Raw genomic sequence first — 25,400 nt, forward strand, 5'->3', positions numbered from 1 at the left:
AAATCGGTGTTGAGAAACAAATGTACCTCTTTTTAGTTTGCCTGAATGTGAAATTCATCATGTTTAAATTCTGCCTTTCAAATAATCCTGTCGCAAATCTTCGTCTAATTTTTCAATAGCGTAACGAAGACAGGTTCGTGGCATTTCTTTGTAGTATTGATTCAGATAAGAGATCAATTCTGCCTCATTTTTATTTCCCATTTCTCTTAAAAGCCAGCCGTTTGCTTTATGCATCAAATCGTGTGAATGATATAAATTTTGGGTTACAAGTTCTTTTGTTAATTCAAAATAACCTTTTTTCACGTAATACATTGTTCCGACAACCGCTACTCTTTTGTACCACATTTTTTCGGAAGCTGCCAAATCTCTCAACAAGTTTTCTTTCTGATTTTCAAACGCATACCTGCCTAAAATTTTATAACAACTTGTATCAACCAAATCCCAATTATTAACATAATCAAGATGCTTCAGATAGAAATTAATGATCTCTTCTTTTATAGCTAAATCTTTCGTTTTTTCAAATTTAGAAATCAGCATTAGTAGAGCTGTCAAACGATGTTCGTGATAAGGAGAACACAACAATTCACCCAATTCTTCCAAAGATATTTTAGCATAAAATTCTTTGGCAACCGCTCTTTGATCCGGAACTTTTACTCCCAAAAACAAATCACCTTCGCCATATTCTCCTTTTCCGGTTTTGAAAAATTTAGGAAAAAAAGCTGCTTTCTCCGGAATGGACAAAACAGCTAATGATTCTTTGATATCTTTAAGAATTGTTCTCATTGATTTACAAATAATTAATGACTTTCTTCTAAAGCAATACTTTCCATTTCTTGTTCTTCATCAGCAATCCTCTTTGGATTTGCAACTTTTGCAATCGTAAGTCCCTGAACAATAATAGAAAATACAACCACACAATAAGTAATACTTAAAATAGCATTGCTGTATTCGTTTTTCGGAATAGACATTGCCAAAGCGATGGAAACACCGCCACGAATTCCGCCCCAAAATAAAACTTTTATGGTTTGTGGACTAAACCTTGTTCTGAAAGACATGAATTTAGTAGGTCCCCAAATTGAAATAAATCTTGCTATTAAAACAACCGCAATTGCTGCAATTCCCGGAATGATATAATGATTTAAATCTTTAATCATTAATAATTCAAAACCTATAAAAAGGAATAAAACGGCATTTAAAATTTCATCAATCAACTCCCAGAATTTTATTAAATAATCCTGAGTGATCGATTTCATTTTAAACTTCATACTAAAGTTCCCCATAAACAAACCTGCTGCAACCATCGTCAAAGGACCGGAAACGTGCATTTGTCTTGCTACAAGATAACCTCCCATGACCACGGCAAGCGTTACTAAAACTGAGATAATATAATCATCAACTTCACGCATTAGTCTTGATGTCGTCCAACCCAAAACAATTCCCAGCAACAATCCACCACCTGCTTCTTTTATTAGTAATATAGCGATGTTTTCAATCCCTAAATCGACTTCATTTCCAATTGCCAACTGAAGAACGACTGTGAAAACCACAACCGCCATACCATCATTAAACAAAGATTCTCCTGCAATTTTTGTTTCTAATGATTTTGAAACATTTGCCTGTTTTAAAACACTTAAAACAGCAACAGGGTCAGTTGGAGAAATCAAGGCTCCAAAAACCAGACAGTAAATAAAAGGAATATGCAATCCTATAAACGGAAGTAAATAAAACATTCCAAAACCCACAATAAACGTCGAAATAATGACTCCCGCAGTTGAAAATATGAGAACAGGACGAAACTGCTCTTTCAAGTCATTAATATTAATGTGAATTCCTCCTGCAAAGAGCAGGAAATTTAGCATTGCTCCCATCAAAACTTCAGTAAAATCGATTCCGCTCATTAAATCATGTAAATGAGTAAATGTTTTCGGAAGAAATTTCTCGCCAAAAAAAACGAGGATGATAGAAACTACAATCGCAATCACCATGATCCCAATTGTACTTGGAAGTTTTAAAAATCTGTAATTAATATAAGCAAAAATAGAGGCTAATACAATTAGCGCAGAAAATGAATAATATAACTCCAAAACTAAGTTTTTTAAAAAATTTTAAAAGTCCATATACAGAACTTTAATATATATTGTGTTGCTGTCTTTTGTCCAGACATCAATCACCGAATCTTTGTATGTTGTAGAATGCCTGGAATAATCTTGTCCGACATTCATAATATTGAGAAAAATATATTCGTCACCAACCGAATTAACCACAAAGGCTGTTTTCTCAGATTTTCCGTCACCGGAAGTTCTAATGGCGTTGGTTAAAAGTCTCAATTGTGAAAGATGATGTACAAAATCATCTGCTTTTTTGATCTGATCATACGCTCTCAGCAAAATGAGAATCACATCAAGATTGGTAGGATCTTTTATATAAAGAATCTTTCCTTTTTTGATGCATTCTTCAAAATCACCCGCTTTAAACGAATCTGCAAGTCCTTTAAAATCATCATCTAAAGTCGAAATTCTATCTTTTTTAAAATTCCTCCCATAGTACAAATGACGTGCTTCAATACTGTCTAAAGATTTAGGCATTCCTTTAAATTTAAAAATCAGTTTATCGTAATTAAAATTCGACTTCGGATTGTTGAGATTTTTCTCAATTTCTTTGAAATCAAGTTTTTGACTGAATCCTAAAAAAGGAATGATCAGAATAAGAAATAAGAATTTGAATTTCATTATTCTTTATTTTCTTGTTCCTCTTCATCGTTATCGAAATATTCAAAAAGGAAATCATTGTAAGGAAATCTTGAAATATGGATTTTCATTACCTCATCGTACACCAATCTTTTCATCTCTGGGAAATTTTCTTTCGTTAAAGCTGAAATGAAAACTGTAGGATATTTTGATTTACCCATCCACGTTTTTTTCCATTCGTCTAAAGAGATATTTTTATTCGAACCCGGCGTTAAATCATCCTCGTCTTTCTTTTCATAGCTGAAATCATCAATTTTATTGAAAACCATGATCATCGGTTTTTGATGCGCATTGATTTCCATTAAAATCTGATTCACCGATTCGATGTGATCTTCAAAACTTTCGTGAGAAATATCTACAACGTGAATCAAAAGATCTGCTTCACGCACCTCATCCAAAGTAGATTTAAAAGATTCTACCAACTGCGTTGGCAATTTTCTGATGAAACCAACCGTATCGGTCAAAAGAAAAGGTAAATTTCCGATAACAACTTTTCTAACAGTGGTATCTAAAGTTGCAAACAATTTATTTTCAGCAAAAACATCAGATTTTGAAATGGCATTCATCAAAGTAGATTTTCCTACGTTTGTGTAACCTACCAAAGCCGCACGAACAACCTTACCTCTATTGTTTCGCTGTGTTGCCATTTGTTTGTCGATTATTTTCAGTTTATCTTTTAATAAAGATATTCTGTCACGAATAATCCTTCTATCGGTTTCAATTTCCGTTTCACCGGGACCACGCATTCCGATTCCCCCTTTTTGCTTATCTAAGTGAGACCACATTTTGCTTAATCTAGGCAGCAAATATTGGTATTGAGCCAATTCAACCTGTGTTCTTGCATAAGAAGTCTGTGCTCTCTGTGCAAAAATATCAAGGATAAGATTAGTTCTGTCGAGAATTTTTACTTCAATTTCTTTTTCAAGATTTTTAAGTTGAGAAGGAGACAATTCATCATCAAAAATAATGGTTCCTATTCCGTTTTCCTTTACATATTCTTTTATTTCCTGAGCTTTTCCGCTTCCTACAAAAGTTTTAGAATCAGGCTGAGTTAAATTCTGAGTAAAGCGTCTATCTACCGTAGCGCCTGCCGTTAAGGCTAAAAACTCCAGCTCGTCCATATATTCCTGTAACTTATCTGCATCTTGATTTTGAGTGACAACGCCCACCAAAACAGCCTTTTCGTAACTATGTTGTTTCTTTTCTAACATTAAATTCTATATAATTATAAGATTTACAAGATAACATTTTTAATCAATAAATGCAAATTGACAATCTAAAAACAGGCAAAACACCTTTTAAATTCCAGTTTTTTACCTCTTACAAATCTGCCGTTGCCACATCTACCTTTACACCGTAAAAAATTCATTTACAGAGACTAACCTCAAAACGATTTTTAACAACCTAAAATTAAATAACATGAAAAGAACTTTTACCTACAGCTTCTTTTTGGTCTTTGGTTTAGCGATAAGTATAAATGCTCAAAAAGCAGTTCTCGCCACCGGATCAAATGCTACAGGAAGCAATGGCTCTCTTTCTTACAGTGTCGGACAAATCGACTACTACAACAAAGGAAGCAACAGTCAGATTATGGAAGGTGTGCAACAAGCTTATGAAATTACCACACTTTCGACTAACGAAACTTCAGCAACAGACAAAAAAGACATTTTATTGTATCCGAATCCTTTTAAAGACTTTGTTTTTCTGGATTTCACTACAAACGATTACAAAAATTCTGAATATCAATTATTCGACTCTTCGGGAAAACTTTTAAAAGAAGAAAAAATAAAAGAATCGAAATCGGAATTTAATTTTTCTACTCTTCCATCAGCGATGTATATCATCAGAGTCAACCAAAATGGAAAAAACCTAAAAACATTTAAAATCATTAAAAAATAATATCATGAAAAAAGTTTTACTAACAGTCGGAATTTTATTAGGCTGTCATTTAGTTTCAGCTCAGGCTCCAGAAAAAATGAGCTACCAAGCGGTAATGAGAAATACAGGCGGGCAATTATTAATCAATCAAAACATCGGAGTAAAAGTAAGTGTACTTCAAGGATCTTCGTCAGGAACGGTAGTTTATTCTGAAAGATTAACCGGAACAACGAATACAAACGGCTTGGTAAGTCTTGAAATCGGAACAGGAACAGTACTTTCAGGAACTTTTGCAACAATCAATTGGGCATCCGGAAATTATTATTTGAAAACAGAAACCGATCCTACAGGAGGAACAACCTACTCTATCGCAGGAACAAGCCAATTACTAAGCGTTCCTTATGCAATGTATGCCAAAACTTCGGGCAGTTCAGGAGGAGGTTTTACATTACCTTATACTGCAACAGTAAATAACGCCAACAATCTTTTTTCTATAACAAACGACGGAGACGGAACTTCTCTTGATGGAACCAACAATACCACAACTTCAAGTGTTGCAGCAGTAAGAGGAACGGTTTCTAATGTCGCTCCGGGTGGATTTTCATCTGCCGTTCGCGGAATCAACAACGGAACAGGAGGTTTAGGAATTGGTATTTGGGGATCTCAAGCCGGAAGCGGATGGGGAGTTTACGGTGTTACTCCAACTGGATTGGGAGTTTATGGAAATTCTTCAGGAGCAGGTTATGGAGTTTATGCCAACAGTAATACAGGAACAGGTTTAAATGCAACAAGTACAAATGGTCCTGCTGCCAACATTTCAATTTCAAATAATGCAAATAATAATACTGTTCTTACAGCAAATACTTTAGGAAACGGTACAGTAATCAATGTTTCAACTACAGGATCAGGAGCGGGTATCGTAAGTAATACGGGAGCAGGTTTTGGAGTTCATGGTATTACAAGCGCACAAAGTTCTGCCGGAGTAATTGCCGATAATAACGGAGCTGGTGAAGCGGTAGTTGGAAGAAACACAAGTGACATTGCTGGAGCGGTAGTTGGAAGAAATGACGGTGGCGGTTACGGAGTTCATGGTTTTATTGGAACTAATACATCCGGAAGCGGTATCGGAGTTTACGGAAGAGTTGGCGTAAGCGGAAGTAAAGGTCGTGCTGGAAGATTTCAGAATTTCAATGCAGCAAATGACAGAAATACTTTTGAAGTAGAATCAAACAGTACAGGAAATATTCCGGATAATACATTGGGAAATGTTGCATCTTTTCTTTCAAGTAATACAAACAGCGTAAGTGCGGCCGTAAGAGGTGAAGTAAAATCAATTTTCGGAAACTTCGGTGCAGCAGGAATCTTTGGAGTTTCTTCCGGAACGGGAGGTTTTGCAGGACTTTTTCACGCTTCAAATGCAACGGGAAATGGTAATGCATTAGTTGCATTAACAGACGGAAATGGTGATGCAATCAGAGCTAATGCTGGTAAAGACGGCGATGCTGTCGAAGCAAATGTAGATGGAGCAGGACGCGCAATTTATGGTTGGGTTCCTACATTCAGCTTAGGAAAAGCCGCTGAGTTTAAAAATTTCAATACATCAAATACAAACGATGCAATGACGGTATCAACAGTAGGAAACGGTATTGCAGGAAATTTCAAGGTAGACAGAACAACAGGAACTTCTGCTGCGGTAAAAGGTGAAGTCAATTCTCAGTTTGCCAACTTCGGTACTGCCGGTATTTATGGAGTTTCTTCCGGAACGGGTGGTTATGCAGGATTATTCCACGCATCAAATCCTGCGGGAAACGGACCTGCCGTAATAGCAATCGCCGATGGTAACGGAAACGGAATTACTGCTAATGCAGGAGGAAGTGGAGACGGTGTAGAAGCCACAGCAGATGGTAATGGTTCCGCTATTTATGGATGGATTCCTAATTTCGGAACTGGTAGAGCCGGATATTTCAGAAATTTCAATAATGCAAACGGACAACCAGTCGTTCACGTAACAACAACAGGTACTGGTTCAACATTATTGATCAACCATCAAGGACCATCAGGAAATATCGCAGTTTTTCAAAGTGCAGGAGCAAACGTGGCAAGAATTAACAAATCAGGACAAGCATTCTTTAACGGAGGAACTCAAAACAGCGGTGCCGATTTAGCAGAAGCATTTGACGTAGAAGGAAATATTTCAGAATACGAAATGGGTGATGTCTTAGTAATCTCCACTTCGAGTGACAGAGCTGTAGAAAAATCTTCAAAACCTTATTCGTTTTTAGTTTCTGGAGTTTATGCTACAAAACCGGGAGTTTTATTAACTGAAGAAAGCGTTGATGCCGACATTTCAGATAAAGTTCCGATGGGTGTAATTGGAGTAATTCCTACTAAAGTTTGTCTTGAAGGTGGTGAAATTAAAAGAGGTGATCTTTTGGTAACCTCGTCAAAAGCAGGAGTTGCCATGAAAGCCGACATGAAAAAAGTACAGATTGGGCAGGTTCTTGGAAAAGCACTCCAAGATTACAATCAAAACGAAATCGGGAAAATAAAAGTATTAGTTAACATTAAATAATCTACTCATGAAATCACTATATATCATCGCATTTTTAGCATTTAGTCTAAATATTTATGCACAGCAAGACAAAAAATCTGTAGAAATACAGCAAGCCGAAAACTACAAAGAATCTAAAGCGTTTGAAGCAAAAATAATGAAAGAAGCTCAGGAAAACGCTACCCAAAAACCAAGAACAGGATTGGCTTCAGAACAAGGTCTTGAAGTAAAAGAAAAGCAAAAAATTGCACCTTCTGAAAATAATTCCGGAAAACTTTTACCAAATACAGCTACGATGGAAGAAATTTTAGCAACGATTCCGGGAAGACAGTCTCAGAAAAACAGAGTTGCAAAAAGTGCAAGTGACAATATTCCACAACTTCCAAATACAGCAACTTTAGAGGAAATCAAAAAAACGATTCCTAAAAATTAATTATCTCTTTTATAATTTTAAGTTTGATAAAGTTCGTCATAATGGCGAACTTTATCTTCTTTAATCCCAATCTGCAGCGATAAATTTCATCTGATTTCCTTTTTCGTCTGAAAGCGTCAAAAAATGACCTTCAATTTGATAACGAGTCATTTTTTCAAATGATTGAGCAAATTTTGTTTCTAAATCCATTTCCTGACAAGCCATTAATGTACTTCCCACTCCGGAAATCTCTACCCTATTTTTAGATTTAAATTCAGAATTAAAAAACATTCTGTTACAACCCATAAAAGCGGTTCCTCTTATTTTTCCGTCTTTCTTTTCCGCTGTAAGATTAATTTCTGCTTTGTTTTTCACCAATTGATCTTTAGAAAACTGGTCAAAAGAAACCAGCATCCATTGTCTTTGAATATGCTGATTTTCCATCTTCGCCGAGGTACATTTTAAGACAAATCCTAAACAAATAACTCCGATAAATATTGTTAAAAACTTATTCATAATGCACAGATACCCATTTTCGTACCATTTAAATAATAAATACAGTAAAAATTAGTAAATTAGCCCCACTAAAATTATTTTAAAAAATGAAAAGAATATTTTTACTATTCACTTTCTTATTAGGTTTTGCTCAAATGAGAGCAGACGAAGGGATGTGGCTGTTGATGCTCATCAAAAGACTTAATGGCGTTGATATGCAGAAAGAAGGTCTGCATTTGACTCCAGAAGAGATTTATTCTGTAAACAACTCCAGCATGAAAGATGCTATTGTAAGTTTCGGAGGTTTTTGTACAGGAGAAATTGTATCAGACAAAGGTTTGATTTTTACTAATCACCATTGTGGTTACGGTGCAGTTGCTGCGGCTTCTACTCCGGAAAAAGATTACCTGAAGAATGGTTTCTGGGCAAAAAATGAAAAAGAAGAATTCAACTCTAAAGATCTTTATGTAAGATTTTTGGTAAGAATGGATGATGCTACTCAGAGAATCAATTCTAAACTAAGCAACGATATGTCTGCAGCCGATAGAAGAGCTGTAATTGAAGCTGAAACAAAAGCAATTCAGACAGAAAATTCTGAAAACGGAAAATATACTGTTGTTGTAAGAGATTTCTTCAACGGAAATGAATTTTATTTCTTCGTTTATCAGGATTATAAAGATATCAGATTAGTAGGTGCACCGCCATCTGCAATCGGAAAATTCGGTGGAGATACCGATAACTGGGAATGGCCAAGACATACAGGAGATTTTACAGTATTCAGAGTTTATGCTGATGCTGCAGGAAATCCAGCAGAATTTAAGCCTACCAATGTTCCATTAAAACCTAAACATTTCTTACCTGTTTCTCTAAAAGGAATTAAGCCAGGAGATTTCTCAATGATTTTAGGATATCCTGGAAGAACAAACCGTTACTTAACTTCTTACGGAATTGAACAAATGGTATCTAAAGATTATCCGGCTTGGGTAGAGACTTCTAAAATGGCGATGGACGTTATGAAGAAGTACATGGATAAAGATAAAGCAACTCAATTGGGTTACGCTTCTCAATATGCTTCTGTAGCCAACTATTGGAAAAACAGACAAGGTACAATTGATGCTGTTGAAAAAAACGGTACAATTACTGACAAAAGAGAGCTTGAAAAGAAATTTCAAGATTGGGCATTAGAGCCAGGAAATGAAATGTATGAAGATGTTTTGAAAAGAATTCAAAACTATTATTCACAAGTTTCAGATAGAAATGTAGAAAGAAACTACGCTTCTTTATTGACTAGAAATGCTAAATATCTTGCTCTTGCAAACCAACTAGCTCCTGCATTGGATGCTTATGCAAAACAAGATATGGCAGGAAGATTAGCAATGAAAGCTAAGTTGGAAACTGCTGTAAAAGAAGCTTACGACAACATCAACACCAATCTTGAAGGAGAAATGTTGAATTCTTTGGTAAATCTTTATCAAACAAGAGTAAAAGCAGATGTTGCATCTCCAACAATTACGGCTTTGGATTCTAAAAACTTGTCAACTTTAGCTTTCTCATCATTGTTCGCAAACAAAACGTCTGTAACGAACTATATTATGAATCCTGATCGTTTAAAATTGGATGCTGATCCACTTTTAAAAATCGCAAGGGGAATTATTGCAGATCAAAAGACATCAAACGAGAAATATGTATTGTTGGATGACAGTTTTGCTAAAAACAACCGTCTTTTCTTAGCTGGTTTAATGAAAGCAATGCCTGAGAAAAAATTCTATCCGGATGCAAACTCTACCATGAGATTAACGTACGGAACAATTGATACCTTACCAATCAGAGACGACAGAAACTATTTTGGTGTAACAGATAACTATTACACTACAATGGAAGGTTTAGTAGGAAAATACAAAGCGGGTGACGAAGAATTTGATCTTCCACAAAGAGTTATTGCGCTTCAAAATGCTAAAGATTATGGTCAATATGCAGATAAAGCAGGTTACCTTCCAGTAAACTTCCTTTCAAACAATGATATTACAGGTGGTAACTCTGGTTCTCCGGTAATTGATGGAGATGGAAATCTTATCGGTATCGCATTCGACGGAAACAGCGAAGCTTTAAGCGGTGATATCGTATTCGAAAATGATTGGCAGAAAACCATCAGTGTAGACATCCGTTTCGTTCTTTGGACGATCGATAAATATGCTGGTGCAAGAAGAATTGTAGACGAACTGAAATTGGTAAGAGACGAAAATACTCCAGCTGATACAGGAAAATCTAAAATTAAAACTGCTACTCCTGCAAAGAAGAAAAAATAATTTTTTTGAAATATATTTTTGAAACCGTGGAATTTTATTTCACGGTTTTTTTATGCTTAAATTTCTCAATTTTAAGTGAAAAATATTTATTTTAGTGAAAATATTATTAATGAAAATCTACGCATTTCTATTCTTATTAATTTCTGCATGGTGTTCATCACAAATCCAACGCTTTACATACGAATATCATTTTATTACAGACTCTACAAATCAAGCCGATGTAAAAAAGGAGTTGATGTTATTAGATATTGGCGAAAAAGGTTCTAAATTTTACAGTTATGATGTTTTTGTAACAGACTCAATTATTAATTCAGATTTAGAAAAGCAAGGAGATACAGGATTTCCAACAGCATTTATAAAACCAGGTAATTATAAAGGTCAGGTAAGAAGTCAGGTAACAAAAGAATATCCCAGTTTTACAACTTATTTACACACAAGCTTAAGTTCAGACTTTTATAAAATATTAGAAACCGAAAAGCCTATTTGGAAAATTCATCCCGAGAAAAGCAAAATTGGAAATTATTCAGCTCAAAAAGCCACTACAAAATATCTTGGCAGAGAATGGACTGCCTGGTTTTCTACAGATTTTCCTTTTCAAGACGGTCCTTATAAGTTTCATGGTTTACCTGGGCTAATTGTAAAACTAGAAGACAAAAGGCAAACTCAAATAATGACCTTGGTTGTCAATAAGGCAGTGAAGAAATCTTTCGATAAAGAAATGATTTTTAATAAGAGAGATAACGAAATTGCAGTAAACAATGCGCAGTTTAATAAACTTTGGAGAGAATACGTTAAAGACCCCAATAAAATAACAAGACAAAAAATAGCAAGCGCAGATCGTGATGCTCAGGGAAATCCTAATTACACTTTTATGGATGCGTCCGGAAATAAATTAGACCCAAACGAAGTGATGCGAAAAAATGCAGAAAATTTTAAACAGACATTAAAAAGGAGCAATAACAGATTAGATTTTGACTTATATAAATATTGATTTTAATTTTAAACATTCCAAAACTCACGATCAAGACTTCTGTATTGTATCGCCTCCGAAATATGATGTGACAAAATATTTTCAGATTCTTCAAGATCAGCAATTGTTCTTGCAACTTTTAAAATTCTGTCGTAAGCTCTTGCAGAAAGATTCAATTTTTCCATTGCCAGTTTGATGAGGTTAAAAGATGCATCGTCTAATTCGCAAAACTTTTCCAATTCTCGAGAACCAATCTGAGCGTTATAACTGATTGACAAATCTTTATACCTTTCATTTTGAATCTCACGAGCAACCAAAACACGTTTTCTAATATCCTCACTTTTTTCGCCTTTTCTTTTTTCAGCCAATTGCTCGAATTCTACTTTCTGAACTTCAACATGAATATCAATTCGGTCTAAAAGCGGTCCCGAAAGTTTGTTCATATATCGTTGCATTTCAAAAACAGACGAAGTATTATTCGGATCATCCGGAAAATATCCGCTCGGACTTGGATTCATTGAAGCTACTAACATAAAGCTTGAGGGATAATTGATCGTAAATTTCGCTCTTGAAATCGTTACTTCCCTATCTTCCAATGGTTGACGCATCACTTCTAAAACTGTTCTTTTAAATTCAGGCATTTCATCTAAAAATAAAACACCGTTATGAGCCAGAGAAATTTCTCCCGGTTGAGGATAACTTCCGCCACCGACAAGTGCTACGTCCGAAATGGTGTGATGCGGACTTCTAAATGGACGAACAGTCATTAAAGAGGTTTCCGTTCCCATTTTTCCGGCAACAGAATGTATTTTTGTTGTTTCTAAAGCTTCCTTTAAAGTAAGGGGTGGTAAAATACTCGGAACTCTTTTCGCCAACATGGTTTTTCCACTTCCGGGCGGACCAATCAAAATAATATTGTGACCTCCTGCAGCAGCAACTTCCATCGCTCTTTTGGCAGTTTCCTGTCCTTTTACTTCAGAAAAATCAAACGGGAAATTATTTATCTTCTCCTGAAATTCTTTTCGGGTATCTAAAATTACTTTTTCAAGAGGTTTTCCTTCATTAAAAAAATCGATAACTTCTTTGATATTTTCAACACCATAAACATCTAGATTATTTACAATTGCAGCTTCTCTTGTATTTTGTTTAGGTAAAATAATTCCTTTAAAACCTTCTTCACGAGCCTGAATTGCAATCGGAAGAACTCCTTTTATCGGTTGTAAACTTCCGTCGAGAGATAATTCTCCCATAATGATATAATCTTGAACATTTTCGCCAACAATCTGATCAGATGCAACTAAAATTCCAATCGCAATGCTCAAATCATACGCAGCACCCTCCTTTCGCAAATCTGCAGGAGCCATGTTAATCGTAATTTTCTTTCCAGGGATTTTATAACCTACGTTTTTGAGAGCCGCAGAAATTCTGTAACTGCTTTCTTTTATTGCATTATCAGGCAAACCTACAAGATGATAACCGACTCCGCCCGTGTCTACATTGACTTCGATTGTGATGGTTTGGGCAGAAACGCCGAAGATAGAACTTCCGTAAATTTTTATCAACATTATTGCGTGTTTTGAGTAAAGTTAAAAATTTTTCGTGTGGTATTAAATTATTTTGATGAATTTTTATATCTAAATTTTAATATTTTTGTTTGCTCCTTTTCTGATAAGGTATTTATAAAACAAAAAATTGATGAAAGAGAAATTTCCGGTAATAAATAGTACACTTTCACCCACTGAACTTGGTAAAATTATTCAACAGAAATATCAGCTAACCGACAAAACTGAGTGTAGCATATTTCGGCTTGCGATGAACCATTTATATATCGTTCAGGATGGTGAAAACAAGTACGTTTTTAGAGTTTATACTCACAATTGGCGTACGAAATTAGAAATCGAAGAAGAATTGAGACTTTTACTTCATTTAAAAGATTCGAATACACATGTTTCTTATCCAATAGCAGGAAATTCGAATGAGTACATTCAGGAAATTGAAGTTCCGGAAGGAAAAAGATATGGTGTTTTATTTTCTTATGCAAAAGGTGAAAAAACAGCAAGATTCTCACCGGAAACGAGTTTTCTTATTGGACAAGAACTTGCAAAAGTTCATCGATCGACTGAAAATTTCACACTAAAAAGAATATCTTATAATTCTGAAAACTTACTTGCGAATTCTATTTTAAGTATAAAAAATTTCTTCAAAACAACTAACAGTGAAATTGAATTTCTAGAAAAACTATCTATTTTCTTAACTTCAAAACTTGATAATATTGATTCACAAAAGATAAGAGCAGGAAGTATTCACCTTGATGTATGGTTTGACAATCTGCATATTAATAATGAAAAGGAAATAACATTTTTTGATTTCGACTTTTGTGGAAACGGCTATTTATGCTTTGACATTTCTTACTTTCTATTTCAATTATTTACAACAAATTTGAACGAGGAAGAATATCAAGCAAAGGCGGAAAGTTTTTTAAAAGGCTACGAAATGATAACAGAAATAAGCAATGAAGAAAAAGAACTTTTACCTTTTGCCTGTTTAGCAATTATGACCTATTATATAAGCGTTCAATGTGATAGATTTGAATTTTGGACAAATATTTTCCTGAACCAAGACCATTTAAAAAGAATGATTGGAAATTTAAAACGATGGATTGCCTACAATAACATAATAACATCGAAATAGAATAATTATAAAAATTTAACCGTATTTTTATTTTAAATTAAATCTAAATGAGCATTAAACCTGAAATTTCCTGGGCAGATTTTGAGAAATTAGACATTAGAAGCGGAACAATTATTTCCGTAAATGATTTTGAGAAAGCAAGAAACCCTTCTTATCAGCTTGAAATTGATTTTGGTGATTTAGGGATAAGAAAATCTGCAGCACAAATCACAACGCTTTACAACAAAGAAGATTTGGTCGGAAAACAAATTTTAGCCGTCGTTAATTTTCCTAAAAAACAAATTGCCAATTTCTTCAGTGAATGTCTGGTTTTGGGAGTTTACGGAGATGACCATAAAGACGTTACGCTTTTGAGCCCATCTTTAGTCGTGAAAAATGGACTTCAGGTTGGATAATTAAATTTAATTCAAAAAATTTCATCACAAATGATACAAAATATTCCATTAGAAAAGGTTTTATTTATTGATATTGAAACGGTTCCGCTTTACGGAGAATGGAGCGAAATTCCGGAAACTGAGCAAAAACTTTGGGAGAAAAAGACAAGACATCAACGAAAAGATGAAATTTCTGCCGAAGATTTCTATGAAAGAGCCGGAATTATGGCAGAATTTGGAAAAATCATCTGCATAACAATTGGAATGCTAGAAAAAAACGACACTTTAAAAATAAAAAGTTTCTTTGGTCACGATGAGAAAAAATTGCTGATGGAATTTGGAGAAATATTTAACAGTCCGAGACTTCGTGATGTCATTCTTTGTGCTCACAATGGTAAAGAATTTGATTTTCCGTGGATTGCGAGAAGATTTTTAATCAACGGAACAATGCCTCCTACTCCATTTCAGATGTTTGGAAAAAAACCTTGGGAAATTCCCCATATTGACACCATGGAATTATGGAAATTTGGCGACTACAAAAGTTTTATTTCTTTAGAATTGTTGGCTCATGTTTTCGGAATCCCAACCCCAAAAGATGATATCGACGGATCAATGGTTTCATCAATCTACTACATAGAAAAAGACTTGCAGCGAATAGTTGACTATTGTGAAAAAGATGTCTTAACTTTGGCAAACATTTTCAGACGGATGCGTCAGGAAGATTTATTACAGAGAAATATCAATTTAGATTAAATAAAATGCCGTGAAAACGGTTATTAAAACGATAAAATGAAGTTTACAGACGACCAGATTGCCGATATAGGAGAAGAAATTATTAGAATATTAAAAACAGTTTATGACCCCGAAATTCCTGTGGATATTTATGAATTGGGGTTGATTTATGATGTACAGATTTCCGATGAAGCCGATGTAAAAATCATCATGACTTTAACGACTCCTAACTGTCCGGTTGCCGAAACTTTACCTCAAGAAGTAAAAGATAAGGTAAAAACTGTGGAAAATGTAAATGAGGTTGAATTGGAACTTACCTTTGAGCCAAGCTGGAACAAAGATATGATGAGCGAAGAAGCGAAGTTTGAACTAGGAATGCTTTAGAATTCATTTAAAAATATAGAAGCTGTCAATATTGGCAGCTTTTTTTGGTTTAAAAATTTACTTTTAACCAGTAAGATTATTAAATTGATAAGAAATATTAAGTTTGATTTTATCTTAAGACTTGAATTCAAACATGTTTCGCTACTTCTTTTCCTTCTCTTATACTCCATTCACTCCAAGAGCCAACGTATAAATTTGGAATTTCAAATCCGGCATAAGTAAGAGCGAGAATGGTATGACACGCCGTAACGCCTGATCCGCAATGGATAATTAATTTCTTAGGTTTATTTTCTAATAATTTTAAATATTTTTCTTTTAAAATTTCAGGCTTTAAAAAATTTCCTTTTTCATCTAAATTTTCAGAAAAAGGAATATTGATTGCTCCCGGAATATGACCTGCAACTAAATCTATCGGTTCAGATTCACCTTTAAAACGGTAAGAATCTCTTACATCAATGATTGTTGCAGAATTGTTTAAAATCTCATTTTCAACATCTTCCAAAGCCGATTGAGGAAGAAGCCAATTTTCATTTTTAATTAATTCTGATTTCTGAAAAGTTTCTTCTCCTGATGAAAATTCCAATTCTGCTTTTTCAGCATTCTGAATTCCTCCATCTAAAACCTGTACGTTTTTTAATCCAAAAGATTTTAACATCCACCAAGCTCTTGCTGCTGCATTTGCGCCGTTTTTATCATCATAAATTACGATGTGAGAGTCTTCCGAAATTCCAAGATTGGAAATTGTTTCTGCAAATATCTCAATACCGGGAAGCGGATGTCTTCCTCCAAATGCTGCGTCTTGAACAATTCCAGGTAAATCATTATCTAAATTGATAAATCTTGCATCTTTAATATGTTTCTTCAAATAGTTTTGATAAGCATCTTTTCCTGTTCTTGCATCAAGAATTATTAAATTTTCGTTTGGGAAATTTTTCAAATCAGAAACTGAAATTATTGGTGACATTTTGCAGGATTTAGTTGATAATTTTAATGTTTTGAAAAATTAAGATTCAAACAATTTAATTATACATTCTCAGAACAATGTTTGTCATTCTGTAGGAATCTTAGCGATGATTTTCAAAACATAACTTAGATTCCTACGGAATAACAAAGACTCTGTTAATTTTAATAATTTTGAATTTTAACAAAAGAAAACCGCAGGAAAACTGCGGCAATTATTTATTGATAAATGAAAACCATCGTCTGTACCAAATCGGGATGAAGGCTTTTCGCAACCGGACAATTGTGTGCGGTTTCTTCGATGAAAGCTTTCTCTTTGTCTGTATACGTATCTGAAAAAGTAAAATTACACACAATCTCACTGATTCTTCTAGGATTTGCAGCCATAATTTTCTGCAAGGTACAATGCGCTCCATCAATATTGATATTTTTATCTTTTCCTAAGATAGCAATCGTTGTCAAAACACATTCTGCCAAAGAAGTTGCACACAAATCAGTTGGAGAAAATTTCTCCCCTTTTCCGTGGTTGTCTGTTGGCGCATCACTTTCGATAATAGTTCCTGACTGTAAATGTTCTGCTGAACATCTTAGTCCGCCGATGTATGTTATTTTTGAAGTCATAATTTTATTTTTATTTTTGAATGGTACAAAGAGATTGCAAGTCTTTAAGAATCTCAATCTGCTTATCAGTAAAATCAGTATTAATTTTCTTCTTGTAAGAATTATCTTTTGATAAAATCAAGTTTAAATACTTTTCAGCATCTTCTTTCCCTTGCTCTTTTTCAATTAATTTTGACATTTCGAAAGCGTTTTTATTTTCTATCTTATTTCTTTCGATATTAAAGTCCTCCCAACTTTGATTATATTGAGAATAGAAATTTGTTCCATTTATTTTATCCAAATAAACAATTGATTCTAAGACTGATTCTTGGTCAAAATATAACTCAGGTTTTTTTAAATAATATTTCAGATAAGAATGTAAATATTCATTTGTTTGTTCATTGTTGTAGAACGCTAAAATCAAGGCATAAATATGACCGACGCAACATACTTCACTTTTTAAAAAATGATTACCGATAACGTATATTTGATTCTGAAAGTTTTTGACCGCAGAAAAATATGCTCCAACAAGCCTAGTTCTCCAATTAAAATCACCAAGCAACTTTAACGTTACCTCTTCTGTTATTTCTTCTGAAATCTTAAGGACATTCTTTACCCAACTATTATCATAATGATGTCCTATAGACATATAAAACGGCAGCACCCACTTTTCAATAAAGTCAGCGTCCAATTCAAATCCATTTTTATGAGATTTTATTTCGTCAAACATTGACTCATGTCTTACAATCGCACCAGCAGAATGAAGTTCGAGTTGTTTTTTCATATCTGCATCCATAATTTAAACCCTATTAATTTAAAATAAAAGAGACAACGTCTCTAGAAATGAAAAATATCTTTCGCTCTATTATAAGAACTTTCGAAATTCAATAAGTTTAGTTTGTGTTCCGTTTTTTCAACGCTCATAAAGTTGATAACTTGTTCAGTCGGCATATTTCCTACCAAATCATCTTTCGCCATCGGGCAACCGCCTATTCCTTTGATGGCAGAATCGTATCTTCTGCAACCTTGATCATAGGCTGCTTTTAATTTAGAATAAGAGTCTTCATAACGGTTGTGAAAATGCGCTCCAAAATCTATTTCAGGATACTTTAACGGAATTTTTTCAAATAATAGAGCAATTGTTTCCGGCGTTGCAACTCCTGTTGTATCAGAAAGAAGGATATTTTTAATTCCTATTTCTGAAAATCTTTTTGTCCAAAAATCAACATCTTCCCATTTCCACATTTCGCCGTAGGGATTTCCAAATGCCATTGAGAAATAAAGATTCAGTTCCTTGCCTTCACTTTTTGTCAGTTCGACCATTTTCACAATATCATCAAAAGCTTCCTCTTGATTTTTGTTGGTATTTCGGTGTTGAAAAGTTTCAGAAATAGAAAAAGGAAAACCCAAAATATCTACAGACTGATGTTTCAACGCTTTTTCGGCACCACGATAATTTGCAATAATTGCAGAGACTTTTGTATTTGATAAAGATTTGTCGATATTTTCGGCAACCTCAGCGGAATCTGCCATTTGCGGAATTGCTTTCGGAGAGACAAAACTCAGGCAATCGAGCACATCAAAACCCACTTCCATCAGTGAATTGATGTAATCTATTTTTTTGTCGGTCGGAATAAATTCATCCCAACCCTGCATTGCGTCTCTGGGACATTCGGTAAGAAACATTTTACTTTTGATTTTCTCAAATATAATAAAACTAAACTATTTAGTTCTGATTTAAAACAAAGCTAATATTAAATTGATTATCAATAATTTATTTCCGATTTATAATTTCGATAAGATACATTCAGCAACAAATAACCTATTATAAACTTTTAATTTATTAGTTTTTGATTTTAAATATTCAAGATAATTAGATGTTGAATTAGAATTTTTACTTTTTTTCAATTAATTTTTCAACAACCTCAACCAACTTATCTAATTTTTCCGACACTTTAAGCAATACCTCTTTTGTTTCATTTTCTGTAACTAAATTAATATTATTTCCTTTCGCTGATGAAATCAAATCATTAATATCAATGTTATAAAGTTTAGCAATTTTTGATAAATTTTCGAATTTAGGAAACGTTCTATCACTTTCCCAGTCACAGTATGTGCTTTGCGAGATATTTAAGAGTTCAGCAACTTCTTGTTGGGAGTTATTATTTTTATAGCGAAATTCTCGTAGTTTTTTGCCTATTTTCATATTTGTGGTTTTGGCAAATATATAAAAAATCTGATTTCCTATTAAAAATATCGGCAAAATAATACAATCAAACACAAAATCCTTATCATTTTTGTTTTTGTAATTAAAATAAGAATACAATGAAAAAGATTTTTTTAGTAGCTTTATTAGCTACAGCAAGTATTGCAAGCGCAAATGATTTAAAAATGGAAAAAAATTCGGAGGTAAAAAAGGAAACCAAGCAACAAACAGAAAAAGCCAAATCAGAAAGATGCTATACCTACGGAATGGTTGCTTGGTGTAAACCCAATGATATTATTGCAGACACAATTTGTTATGAAACTTCCGACCCACAGGGTTATGATCGCTCTTTAGCTTGTAGAGGGGAGAACACTGATTTATATAATATTTTCATGTGTGGTACTCGTGATTATGCTGGATTCACGAATACAATTTATTAATATAGTTTAATTATTTTTATTCTTAAAAATTTCATGAAGTTTAATCTAATAATTCTGGCTTTTCTATCAAATTTCTTTTTTGCACAAAAAAAAGATAGTTCCTTTATTGAATGTAAATATTTAGCTACTTTTCTTATTGATACAGCAAATACTAATACTTTAAAAAAAGAACTTGTTTCGCTTAAAATTGGAAAAAATTCTTCTATGTTCAAAAGCGATTTTAAAGAAAAAGCAGATTCCATGAGATTTGCAGAAATGGATAGAAGTGTTAAAAACCCTGTCAATGGAATTGCAATAGTAAGACCTGAAAAATGGGTTTCTGCAAAATATATCCCCGAAGTTTTTTATAGTAAAGATGAGTTACTTGTATATGACAAAATATTAAATGTCACTTATAACTACAAAGTAGAGGAAAGAACCAAATGGAACTTTTTAAATGAAACAAAAAAAATTCAGGGTTACACCTGCAAGAAAGCTGTTGGAAAATATCACAACAAAACAATTATCGTTTGGTACACTGAAGAAATCACTATTTCAGATGGACCTTATACATTCAAAAATTTACCAGGCCTTGTTTTAGAAGCCTATGATTCAAAAGGTTACTTCCATTTTACTTTAGAAAGCTTAAAGAGAGTTGTAAAACCTATTCGCCCTTTGGAAGGAACAGTTAATACTGATTACGATAAGTTTTCCAAGAAAAGAGCGCAGATATTTAATGATCCCATTGGAGCTTTCATTAGTGTTTTTGGAAGAACACCTCCAAAAGAAGATCACGAACGAATGATTAACAATATTAGAAGTATCAATAATTATCTCGATTAAAATTTAAAACCTTCCGAACGAAGGTTTTTTGTTGGTAATGATTTAATATAGGCATCGTATATTTGTAAAAATTTATAATTCAAAATGAGTACAATAGAATTCAACTCGATGTGGAGAGAAAAATTACTGAACCGTTTTCTCAGCTATGTAAAAATATATTCAACCAGTGACGCAGAAAGCGAAACAACACCTTCTACAGAAAGACAGTGGGATATTGCCAATTACATCATTGAAGAACTGAAAACAATCGGGCTGGAAGATATTTCTATTGATGATCATGGGTATATTATGGCATATGTTCCTTCTAATTTGGAGAATGATAATCAGCCTACAATCGGATTTATTTCTCATTATGATACTTCACCGGATTTCAGTGGTGAAAACGTAAAACCTCAGGTTTGGGAAAATTATCAGGGAGAAGATTTAATTTTAAATAAAGAAAGCAACTTTACCCTATCTCCTTCAAAATTTGAAAGTTTAAAAAAACATATCGGTCAAACTTTAATTACAACTGACGGAAATACGCTTCTCGGAGCTGATGACAAAGCGGGTTGCGCAGAAATTGTAACTGCAGCAGAATATCTGATTGCTCATCCTGAAATCAAACATGGAAGAATGGCAATTGGTTTCACTCCGGATGAAGAAATCGGAAGAGGTGCGCACAAATTTGATGTGGCCAAATTCGGAGCAGAGTTTGCTTACACAATGGACGGAAGCGAGGTTGGAGAACTGGAATATGAAAACTTCAACGCAGCCGGAGCAGTGGTAAAAATCCACGGATTGAGTGTACATCCTGGTTATGCTTTCGGAAAAATGGTGAATGCAAGTCTTTTGGCTGCAGAATTTATTCAATCTCTTCCAGCGAACGAAACACCTTCGACAACAAAAGGTTTTGACGGATTTTATCATTTGATGGATGTAACTTCTGATGTTTCGGAATGTAAACTTCAATATATTATTCGTGATCATGACGAAGAGAAATTTGAGGCTAGAAAAAAATTCATGGAAGAAAAAGTTGCTGAATTTAATCAAAAACACGGCGAGAAAACCGCTGAAGTGGAGATTAAAGAACAATATCGTAACATGAAGCAGCAGTTTGAAGGCAAAATGCACATCGTTGATCTTGCTGCAAAAGCAATGAAAGAAGCTGGAATTGAGCCTAAAATCAAGGCAATAAGAGGCGGAACCGATGGAGCACAATTGTCTTATATGGGATTACCTTGTCCGAATATTTTCGCAGGCGGTCTTAATTTCCACGGACCTTATGAATATGTAGCCTTGGAAAGTATGGAAAAAGCTTTGGAAGTGATTGTGAATATTGTGAAAGCATAAGATTTTTATAGATAAAAATTGAAATCCAGCTCAAAAAATGAGTTGGATTTTTTTTATGTCATATTCTAAAATTCTCTTTTCTAAATTTAGTTTCAGGATTTTTTATAATATTTTTTACAAATCTTTCTTCACAGGCTCCATACTTCAAAAAGTTTTTTCTTCCCTCTTCTAAAGTCATGTGATTTGAACCACTATGTCGAAGCAAATCATCACGTCCATCATCTTCCCAAAAACAGACATCGCAGATTTTATATTGCCCTCTTTCTTCTATTGTAAAATATCCACAACAATAACATTGAACATTTAAATCATTATTATCTTTATCCATAAATTTAAAATTAACAAAAAAGCCACTACAAAATGCAGTGGCTTCACAATATTTAAAATTAAATTTTAATCGTTATGTTGATTGCTTAAAAAAGCATCCCAACCTTGTGCTGTTAAAGCTACCAATTGATTAGAACCTCTTGCAACCATAAAATTTCCTTCCTCTTTTTCAACAGCGTGTCCAATGATGGTAAAATCTGGATGGTTTTTAATCTTATCAAAATCCTCCGAAGCAATCGTGAACAATAATTCATAATCTTCACCACCGCTCAAAGCCGTCATTACAGGATTTAAATTTAATTCATCTGCAGTTGTAATCGTCAAGTTATCCATTGGCACTTTCTCCTCATACAATCTGAAACCAACTTTAGACTGATCAGATAAATGCAGAATTTCCGAAGCTAAACCGTCAGAAATGTCAATCATAGAAGTTGGTTTGATATCCAACTGTTCTAAAATACCTTTGACATCAGTTCTAGCTTCCGGCTTCAATTGTCTTTCTAAAATATAGTCGAAACCTTCCATTTCAGGCTGCATATTTGGGTCTGCCAAGAAAACGGCGTGCTCTCTTTCCAAAATCTGAAGCCCCATATAAGCTCCGCCTAAATCTCCAGTTACCACCAACAAATCATTTGGTTTTGCACCACTTCTTTTCACGATATTTTCTTCATCTTCAATTCCTACAGCCGTAATACTCATCACCAAACCAGCATTAGAACTTGTTGTATCTCCGCCAATTAAGTCAACTTTATATCTTCCGCAAGCTGCCTGAATTCCTGAATATAATTCTTCTAAAGCTTCTACGGGAAAACGGTTGGAAACTGCTAAGGAAACTAAAATCTGAGTAGGCGTTGCATTCATTGCTGCGATGTCGCTCAAATTCACAACAACAGCTTTGTAGCCCAAATGTTTTAATGGAACATAGCCTAAATTGAAATGAACTCCCTCTGCCAAAACATCAGTTGTAAGTACTACTTTTTTGTTTCCGGGATTGATTACTGCAGCATCATCTCCTACTCCAAGTTCCGAAGATTCGTTGGACAAAGGGAAAAATTGAGTAAGATGTTTAATTAAGCCAAATTCTCCTAGTTTTGAAATGGGCGTTAATTCTGGTTCTTTATCTTCAAACATAAATTCTTATATAATTGATGGTCGATAATTGATAAATGATGACAAAAAAATCAATCAACATTTATCGATTATCATTTATTTATTAAAAATTGCCGGGTCTATATTTTCCGGACGGAAAGGAAGCTTTTTAAAATCTTCTCTCGTCATTAAAATCGTTTCAGCAGTTTTATATTTATTCATTGCTTCAACAACATCATCTGGTGGAGAAGTCATTTTTCTGAGCATCGTATCAATCCAAACACCCGTGGCTTCTGAAGTTGCACAGTGTGAACCATCGGTAAGATAAAACTTGTGTACAAAACGATAAATTGCGGCATCTTCTGCACATCCGTCGATTTCAAGACTAACAATTACTTTTTGGTCAGCAAAAATTTCTTTAAAAAATGAGAATCTTTCGTGCATAATTACAGGACCAATTCCCCATCGGCTCATTTGGGTAACTCCCATTCTTTCTTTTTTCATAAAAGCCATTCTCGTTTGTGCGCAATATTGCACGTAAGAAGAATTAGCAAGATGTTTATTGGCGTCAAGATCGCTCCAGCGAACTTCAAAAGTATGATAGAATGTCATTTAATTTTGTTTAAAAGTGAACTATTGAATATTAACCATCCAAGTATCTATAATGTTTGTCATTCCGGAAGAATCTAAACAAGACTATTTAAATCAGCTGAGATTCCTTCAGAATGACAAACTGGATAAATAATGAGAAAAACACTTTTGTAGTTAATAATTTCGTTTAAAAATTCAAAAATTATAATCCTCAAAATTACTCAAATAAGATGGTTTATAAAAATTGTAGTTTTGCAAAAATAATCTTCAGCATAAGATTAAATAGTTATGAAGCAAATTATCATTATCGGAGGTGGCGCAGCAGGATTTTTCTGTGCAGCCAATCTTGACGAAAAGAAATATAAAATTACCATTCTCGAACAAAACTCAGACGTCCTTCAGAAAGTGAAAATTTCCGGAGGTGGACGTTGCAATGTTACTCATGGATGTTTTGACCCCAAAGAATTAGTTCAGTTTTATCCGCGCGGAAATAAGGAACTACTAAGTGTTTTCACCAAATTCCAGCCGGGAGATACAATGGATTGGTTTGAAAAACGAAAAGTTTCGTTGAAAATAGAAAATGATAACAGAGTTTTCCCTGAAAGCAATTCTTCACAAACGATTATCAATACTTTTCAGAATGAAATTCAACAGAAAAACGTTGAGGTTAAAACAAAATGTTCTGTAAAAGAAATTGAAAAGCTGGATGAAAAATATGTTGTAAAGACAAGTTTAGGTGATTTTGAGGCTGATTTTGTGATTTACACGACTGGAAGTTCTCCGAAATCGTTGAAAATGATTGAAAATTTGGGCCATAAAATTATTGATTTAGTTCCTTCTTTATTTACTTTTAATATTAAAGATGATTTGCTGAAAGATCTTTTGGGAACAAGTTTTGAAATGGCAGAAACATCGATTCCGAAATTAAAAACGGAAGAAAGCGGCCCCCTTTTAATTACGCATTGGGGACTTTCCGGGCCTGCAATTTTGAAAATTTCGGCTTGGGAAGCGATTAATTTAGCGAAAGTGAAATATAATTTTGAAATTCAGGTAAATTTTATTTCAAAAGATATTGATGAGGCGGAAGAATTGTTTCAGGATTTCAAACAGTCAAATCCGAAGAAATCTATTGGACAATCGAAAATTTTTGAGGTGACGAATCGTTTTTGGCAGAGAATTTTGGAAGTTTCAAAGGTTGATTTAAATAAACAAATTGCGAATATTTCAGGAAAAGAAATGCACACGATTTTGGAGAATTTATGTAAAAAGAAATTTCAGGTAACGGGAAAATCGACTTTTAAAGATGAATTTGTGACAGCAGGTGGAGTTGATTTAAAAGAAATTAATTTTAAAAATATGTCTTCGAAAATTTTGCCTAATTTTTACATTGCCGGAGAAGTATTAAACATTGATGCAGTAACTGGTGGATTTAATTTTCAAGCTTGCTGGAGTGAAGCTTGGCTGATTGCGCAGGATTTGAATAATTTATAAAA

27 protein-coding genes are annotated in these 25,400 nt (G+C 33.9%); 13 read left to right on the top strand and 14 right to left on the bottom strand.

The window, feature by feature from the left end; all coding sequences use genetic code 11:
- Window positions 1–63: 63 nt before the first annotated feature.
- The 4 genes from OF897_RS01195 to hflX are packed head-to-tail and all read right to left on the bottom strand — an operon-like array spanning window position 64 to window position 3,958.
- Entirely contained in the window at window positions 64–783 is a 720-nt protein-coding gene (locus OF897_RS01195; protein WP_267263865.1) for a DNA alkylation repair protein, read from the bottom strand.
- Window positions 784–797: 14 nt separating this feature from the next.
- Window positions 798–2,084, bottom strand: a complete 1,287-nt coding sequence (locus OF897_RS01200) for a cation:proton antiporter (protein ID WP_267263866.1) — start codon at window positions 2,082–2,084, stop codon at window positions 798–800.
- A 21-nt stretch (window positions 2,085–2,105) separates the two neighbouring features.
- A complete protein-coding gene (locus OF897_RS01205) occupies window positions 2,106–2,729 on the bottom strand; it encodes a DUF4919 domain-containing protein (protein WP_267263867.1) in 624 nt (207 codons plus the stop codon).
- On the bottom strand, window positions 2,729–3,958 hold the full coding sequence (gene hflX, locus OF897_RS01210; RefSeq protein WP_267263868.1) for a GTPase HflX: 1,230 nt from the start codon (window positions 3,956–3,958) through the stop codon (window positions 2,729–2,731). The genes OF897_RS01205 and hflX overlap by 1 nt, the downstream gene beginning before the upstream one ends.
- A gap of 208 nt (window positions 3,959–4,166) precedes the next feature.
- Here hflX and OF897_RS01215 point away from each other — a divergent pair, with 208 nt between their 5' ends.
- Genes OF897_RS01215 through OF897_RS01225 form a run of 3 tightly spaced genes read left to right on the top strand, consistent with a single transcriptional unit; the run spans window position 4,167 to window position 7,609 of the window.
- Complete coding sequence (locus OF897_RS01215; protein ID WP_267263869.1) at window positions 4,167–4,646, top strand: T9SS type A sorting domain-containing protein; 480 nt, start codon at window positions 4,167–4,169, stop codon at window positions 4,644–4,646.
- A 4-nt stretch (window positions 4,647–4,650) separates the two neighbouring features.
- Window positions 4,651–7,197, top strand: coding sequence for a beta strand repeat-containing protein (locus OF897_RS01220; RefSeq protein WP_267263870.1), 2,547 nt, complete (start codon window positions 4,651–4,653; stop codon window positions 7,195–7,197).
- Window positions 7,198–7,204: 7 nt separating this feature from the next.
- Window positions 7,205–7,609 carry a hypothetical protein gene (locus tag OF897_RS01225; protein ID WP_267263871.1) on the top strand — a complete coding sequence of 135 codons (405 nt, stop codon included), beginning with the start codon at window positions 7,205–7,207 and terminating at the stop codon, window positions 7,607–7,609.
- Between the two features lie 60 nt (window positions 7,610–7,669).
- Here OF897_RS01225 and OF897_RS01230 read toward each other — a convergent pair whose 3' ends face one another.
- Entirely contained in the window at window positions 7,670–8,032 is a 363-nt protein-coding gene (locus OF897_RS01230) for an META domain-containing protein (RefSeq protein WP_267263872.1), read from the bottom strand.
- Between the two features lie 158 nt (window positions 8,033–8,190).
- Here OF897_RS01230 and OF897_RS01235 point away from each other — a divergent pair, with 158 nt between their 5' ends.
- Window positions 8,191–10,389, top strand: a complete 2,199-nt coding sequence (locus OF897_RS01235; protein ID WP_267263873.1) for a S46 family peptidase — start codon at window positions 8,191–8,193, stop codon at window positions 10,387–10,389.
- A 109-nt stretch (window positions 10,390–10,498) separates the two neighbouring features.
- A complete protein-coding gene (locus tag OF897_RS01240) occupies window positions 10,499–11,380 on the top strand; it encodes a GLPGLI family protein (protein ID WP_267263874.1) in 882 nt (293 codons plus the stop codon).
- Between the two features lie 8 nt (window positions 11,381–11,388).
- On the opposite strand, the gene OF897_RS01245 is transcribed toward OF897_RS01240, so the two are convergent.
- Window positions 11,389–12,924 (bottom strand): YifB family Mg chelatase-like AAA ATPase, encoded by a 1,536-nt coding sequence (locus OF897_RS01245; RefSeq protein WP_267263875.1) that lies wholly within the window; start codon window positions 12,922–12,924, stop codon window positions 11,389–11,391.
- A 130-nt stretch (window positions 12,925–13,054) separates the two neighbouring features.
- Between OF897_RS01245 and OF897_RS01250 the strand changes: the two genes are divergently transcribed.
- Genes OF897_RS01250 through OF897_RS01265 form a run of 4 tightly spaced genes read left to right on the top strand, consistent with a single transcriptional unit; the run spans window position 13,055 to window position 15,540 of the window.
- On the top strand, window positions 13,055–14,050 hold the full coding sequence (locus OF897_RS01250; protein WP_267263876.1) for a phosphotransferase: 996 nt from the start codon (window positions 13,055–13,057) through the stop codon (window positions 14,048–14,050).
- 47 nt (window positions 14,051–14,097) lie between these two features.
- On the top strand, window positions 14,098–14,445 hold the full coding sequence (locus tag OF897_RS01255; RefSeq protein ID WP_267263877.1) for a tRNA-binding protein: 348 nt from the start codon (window positions 14,098–14,100) through the stop codon (window positions 14,443–14,445).
- Window positions 14,446–14,475: 30 nt separating this feature from the next.
- Window positions 14,476–15,177, top strand: coding sequence for a 3'-5' exonuclease (locus OF897_RS01260; RefSeq protein ID WP_267263878.1), 702 nt, complete (start codon window positions 14,476–14,478; stop codon window positions 15,175–15,177).
- Between the two features lie 36 nt (window positions 15,178–15,213).
- On the top strand, window positions 15,214–15,540 hold the full coding sequence (locus OF897_RS01265) for an SUF system Fe-S cluster assembly protein (protein WP_066677091.1): 327 nt from the start codon (window positions 15,214–15,216) through the stop codon (window positions 15,538–15,540).
- A 127-nt stretch (window positions 15,541–15,667) separates the two neighbouring features.
- Here the strand turns inward: OF897_RS01265 and OF897_RS01270 are convergent, their stop codons facing one another.
- The 5 genes from OF897_RS01270 to OF897_RS01290 all read right to left on the bottom strand — a co-directional run bounded on the left by OF897_RS01270 (window position 15,668) and on the right by OF897_RS01290 (window position 19,306).
- Window positions 15,668–16,504, bottom strand: a complete 837-nt coding sequence (locus tag OF897_RS01270) for a sulfurtransferase (protein WP_267263879.1) — start codon at window positions 16,502–16,504, stop codon at window positions 15,668–15,670.
- A 215-nt stretch (window positions 16,505–16,719) separates the two neighbouring features.
- Window positions 16,720–17,121 carry an OsmC family protein gene (locus OF897_RS01275; RefSeq protein WP_267263880.1) on the bottom strand — a complete coding sequence of 134 codons (402 nt, stop codon included), beginning with the start codon at window positions 17,119–17,121 and terminating at the stop codon, window positions 16,720–16,722.
- A gap of 10 nt (window positions 17,122–17,131) precedes the next feature.
- On the bottom strand, window positions 17,132–17,896 hold the full coding sequence (locus tag OF897_RS01280; RefSeq protein ID WP_267263881.1) for a DUF6000 family protein: 765 nt from the start codon (window positions 17,894–17,896) through the stop codon (window positions 17,132–17,134).
- A 41-nt stretch (window positions 17,897–17,937) separates the two neighbouring features.
- Window positions 17,938–18,786 (bottom strand): hydroxymethylglutaryl-CoA lyase, encoded by an 849-nt coding sequence (locus OF897_RS01285; protein ID WP_267263882.1) that lies wholly within the window; start codon window positions 18,784–18,786, stop codon window positions 17,938–17,940.
- 208 nt (window positions 18,787–18,994) lie between these two features.
- Window positions 18,995–19,306: a helix-turn-helix domain-containing protein gene (locus OF897_RS01290; protein WP_267263883.1), complete on the bottom strand. Its 312-nt coding sequence runs from the start codon at window positions 19,304–19,306 to the stop codon at window positions 18,995–18,997.
- Between the two features lie 119 nt (window positions 19,307–19,425).
- On the opposite strand from OF897_RS01290, the gene OF897_RS01295 reads away from it, so the two are divergent.
- From OF897_RS01295 to pepT, 3 genes are all read left to right on the top strand, one after another.
- Window positions 19,426–19,746: a hypothetical protein gene (locus tag OF897_RS01295; RefSeq protein WP_267263884.1), complete on the top strand. Its 321-nt coding sequence runs from the start codon at window positions 19,426–19,428 to the stop codon at window positions 19,744–19,746.
- Window positions 19,747–19,779: 33 nt separating this feature from the next.
- Complete coding sequence (locus OF897_RS01300; RefSeq protein ID WP_267263885.1) at window positions 19,780–20,568, top strand: GLPGLI family protein; 789 nt, start codon at window positions 19,780–19,782, stop codon at window positions 20,566–20,568.
- 84 nt (window positions 20,569–20,652) lie between these two features.
- Window positions 20,653–21,900 (top strand): peptidase T, encoded by a 1,248-nt coding sequence (gene pepT, locus OF897_RS01305; protein WP_267263886.1) that lies wholly within the window; start codon window positions 20,653–20,655, stop codon window positions 21,898–21,900.
- A gap of 58 nt (window positions 21,901–21,958) precedes the next feature.
- Here pepT and OF897_RS01310 read toward each other — a convergent pair whose 3' ends face one another.
- From OF897_RS01310 to OF897_RS01320, 3 genes are all read right to left on the bottom strand, one after another.
- A complete protein-coding gene (locus tag OF897_RS01310) occupies window positions 21,959–22,228 on the bottom strand; it encodes a CPCC family cysteine-rich protein (protein WP_267263887.1) in 270 nt (89 codons plus the stop codon).
- A 65-nt stretch (window positions 22,229–22,293) separates the two neighbouring features.
- On the bottom strand, window positions 22,294–23,358 hold the full coding sequence (gene thiL, locus OF897_RS01315) for a thiamine-phosphate kinase (RefSeq protein ID WP_267263888.1): 1,065 nt from the start codon (window positions 23,356–23,358) through the stop codon (window positions 22,294–22,296).
- Between the two features lie 75 nt (window positions 23,359–23,433).
- Window positions 23,434–23,928 carry an acyl-CoA thioesterase gene (locus tag OF897_RS01320; RefSeq protein ID WP_267263889.1) on the bottom strand — a complete coding sequence of 165 codons (495 nt, stop codon included), beginning with the start codon at window positions 23,926–23,928 and terminating at the stop codon, window positions 23,434–23,436.
- A 267-nt stretch (window positions 23,929–24,195) separates the two neighbouring features.
- Between OF897_RS01320 and OF897_RS01325 the strand changes: the two genes are divergently transcribed.
- Complete coding sequence (locus tag OF897_RS01325) at window positions 24,196–25,398, top strand: BaiN/RdsA family NAD(P)/FAD-dependent oxidoreductase (protein ID WP_267263890.1); 1,203 nt, start codon at window positions 24,196–24,198, stop codon at window positions 25,396–25,398.
- The last annotated feature ends 2 nt before the right edge of the window (window positions 25,399–25,400 follow it).

Source organism: Chryseobacterium formosum, from assembly GCF_026460885.1.
GTDB classification, from domain to species: Bacteria; Bacteroidota; Bacteroidia; order Flavobacteriales; family Weeksellaceae; genus Chryseobacterium; species Chryseobacterium formosus.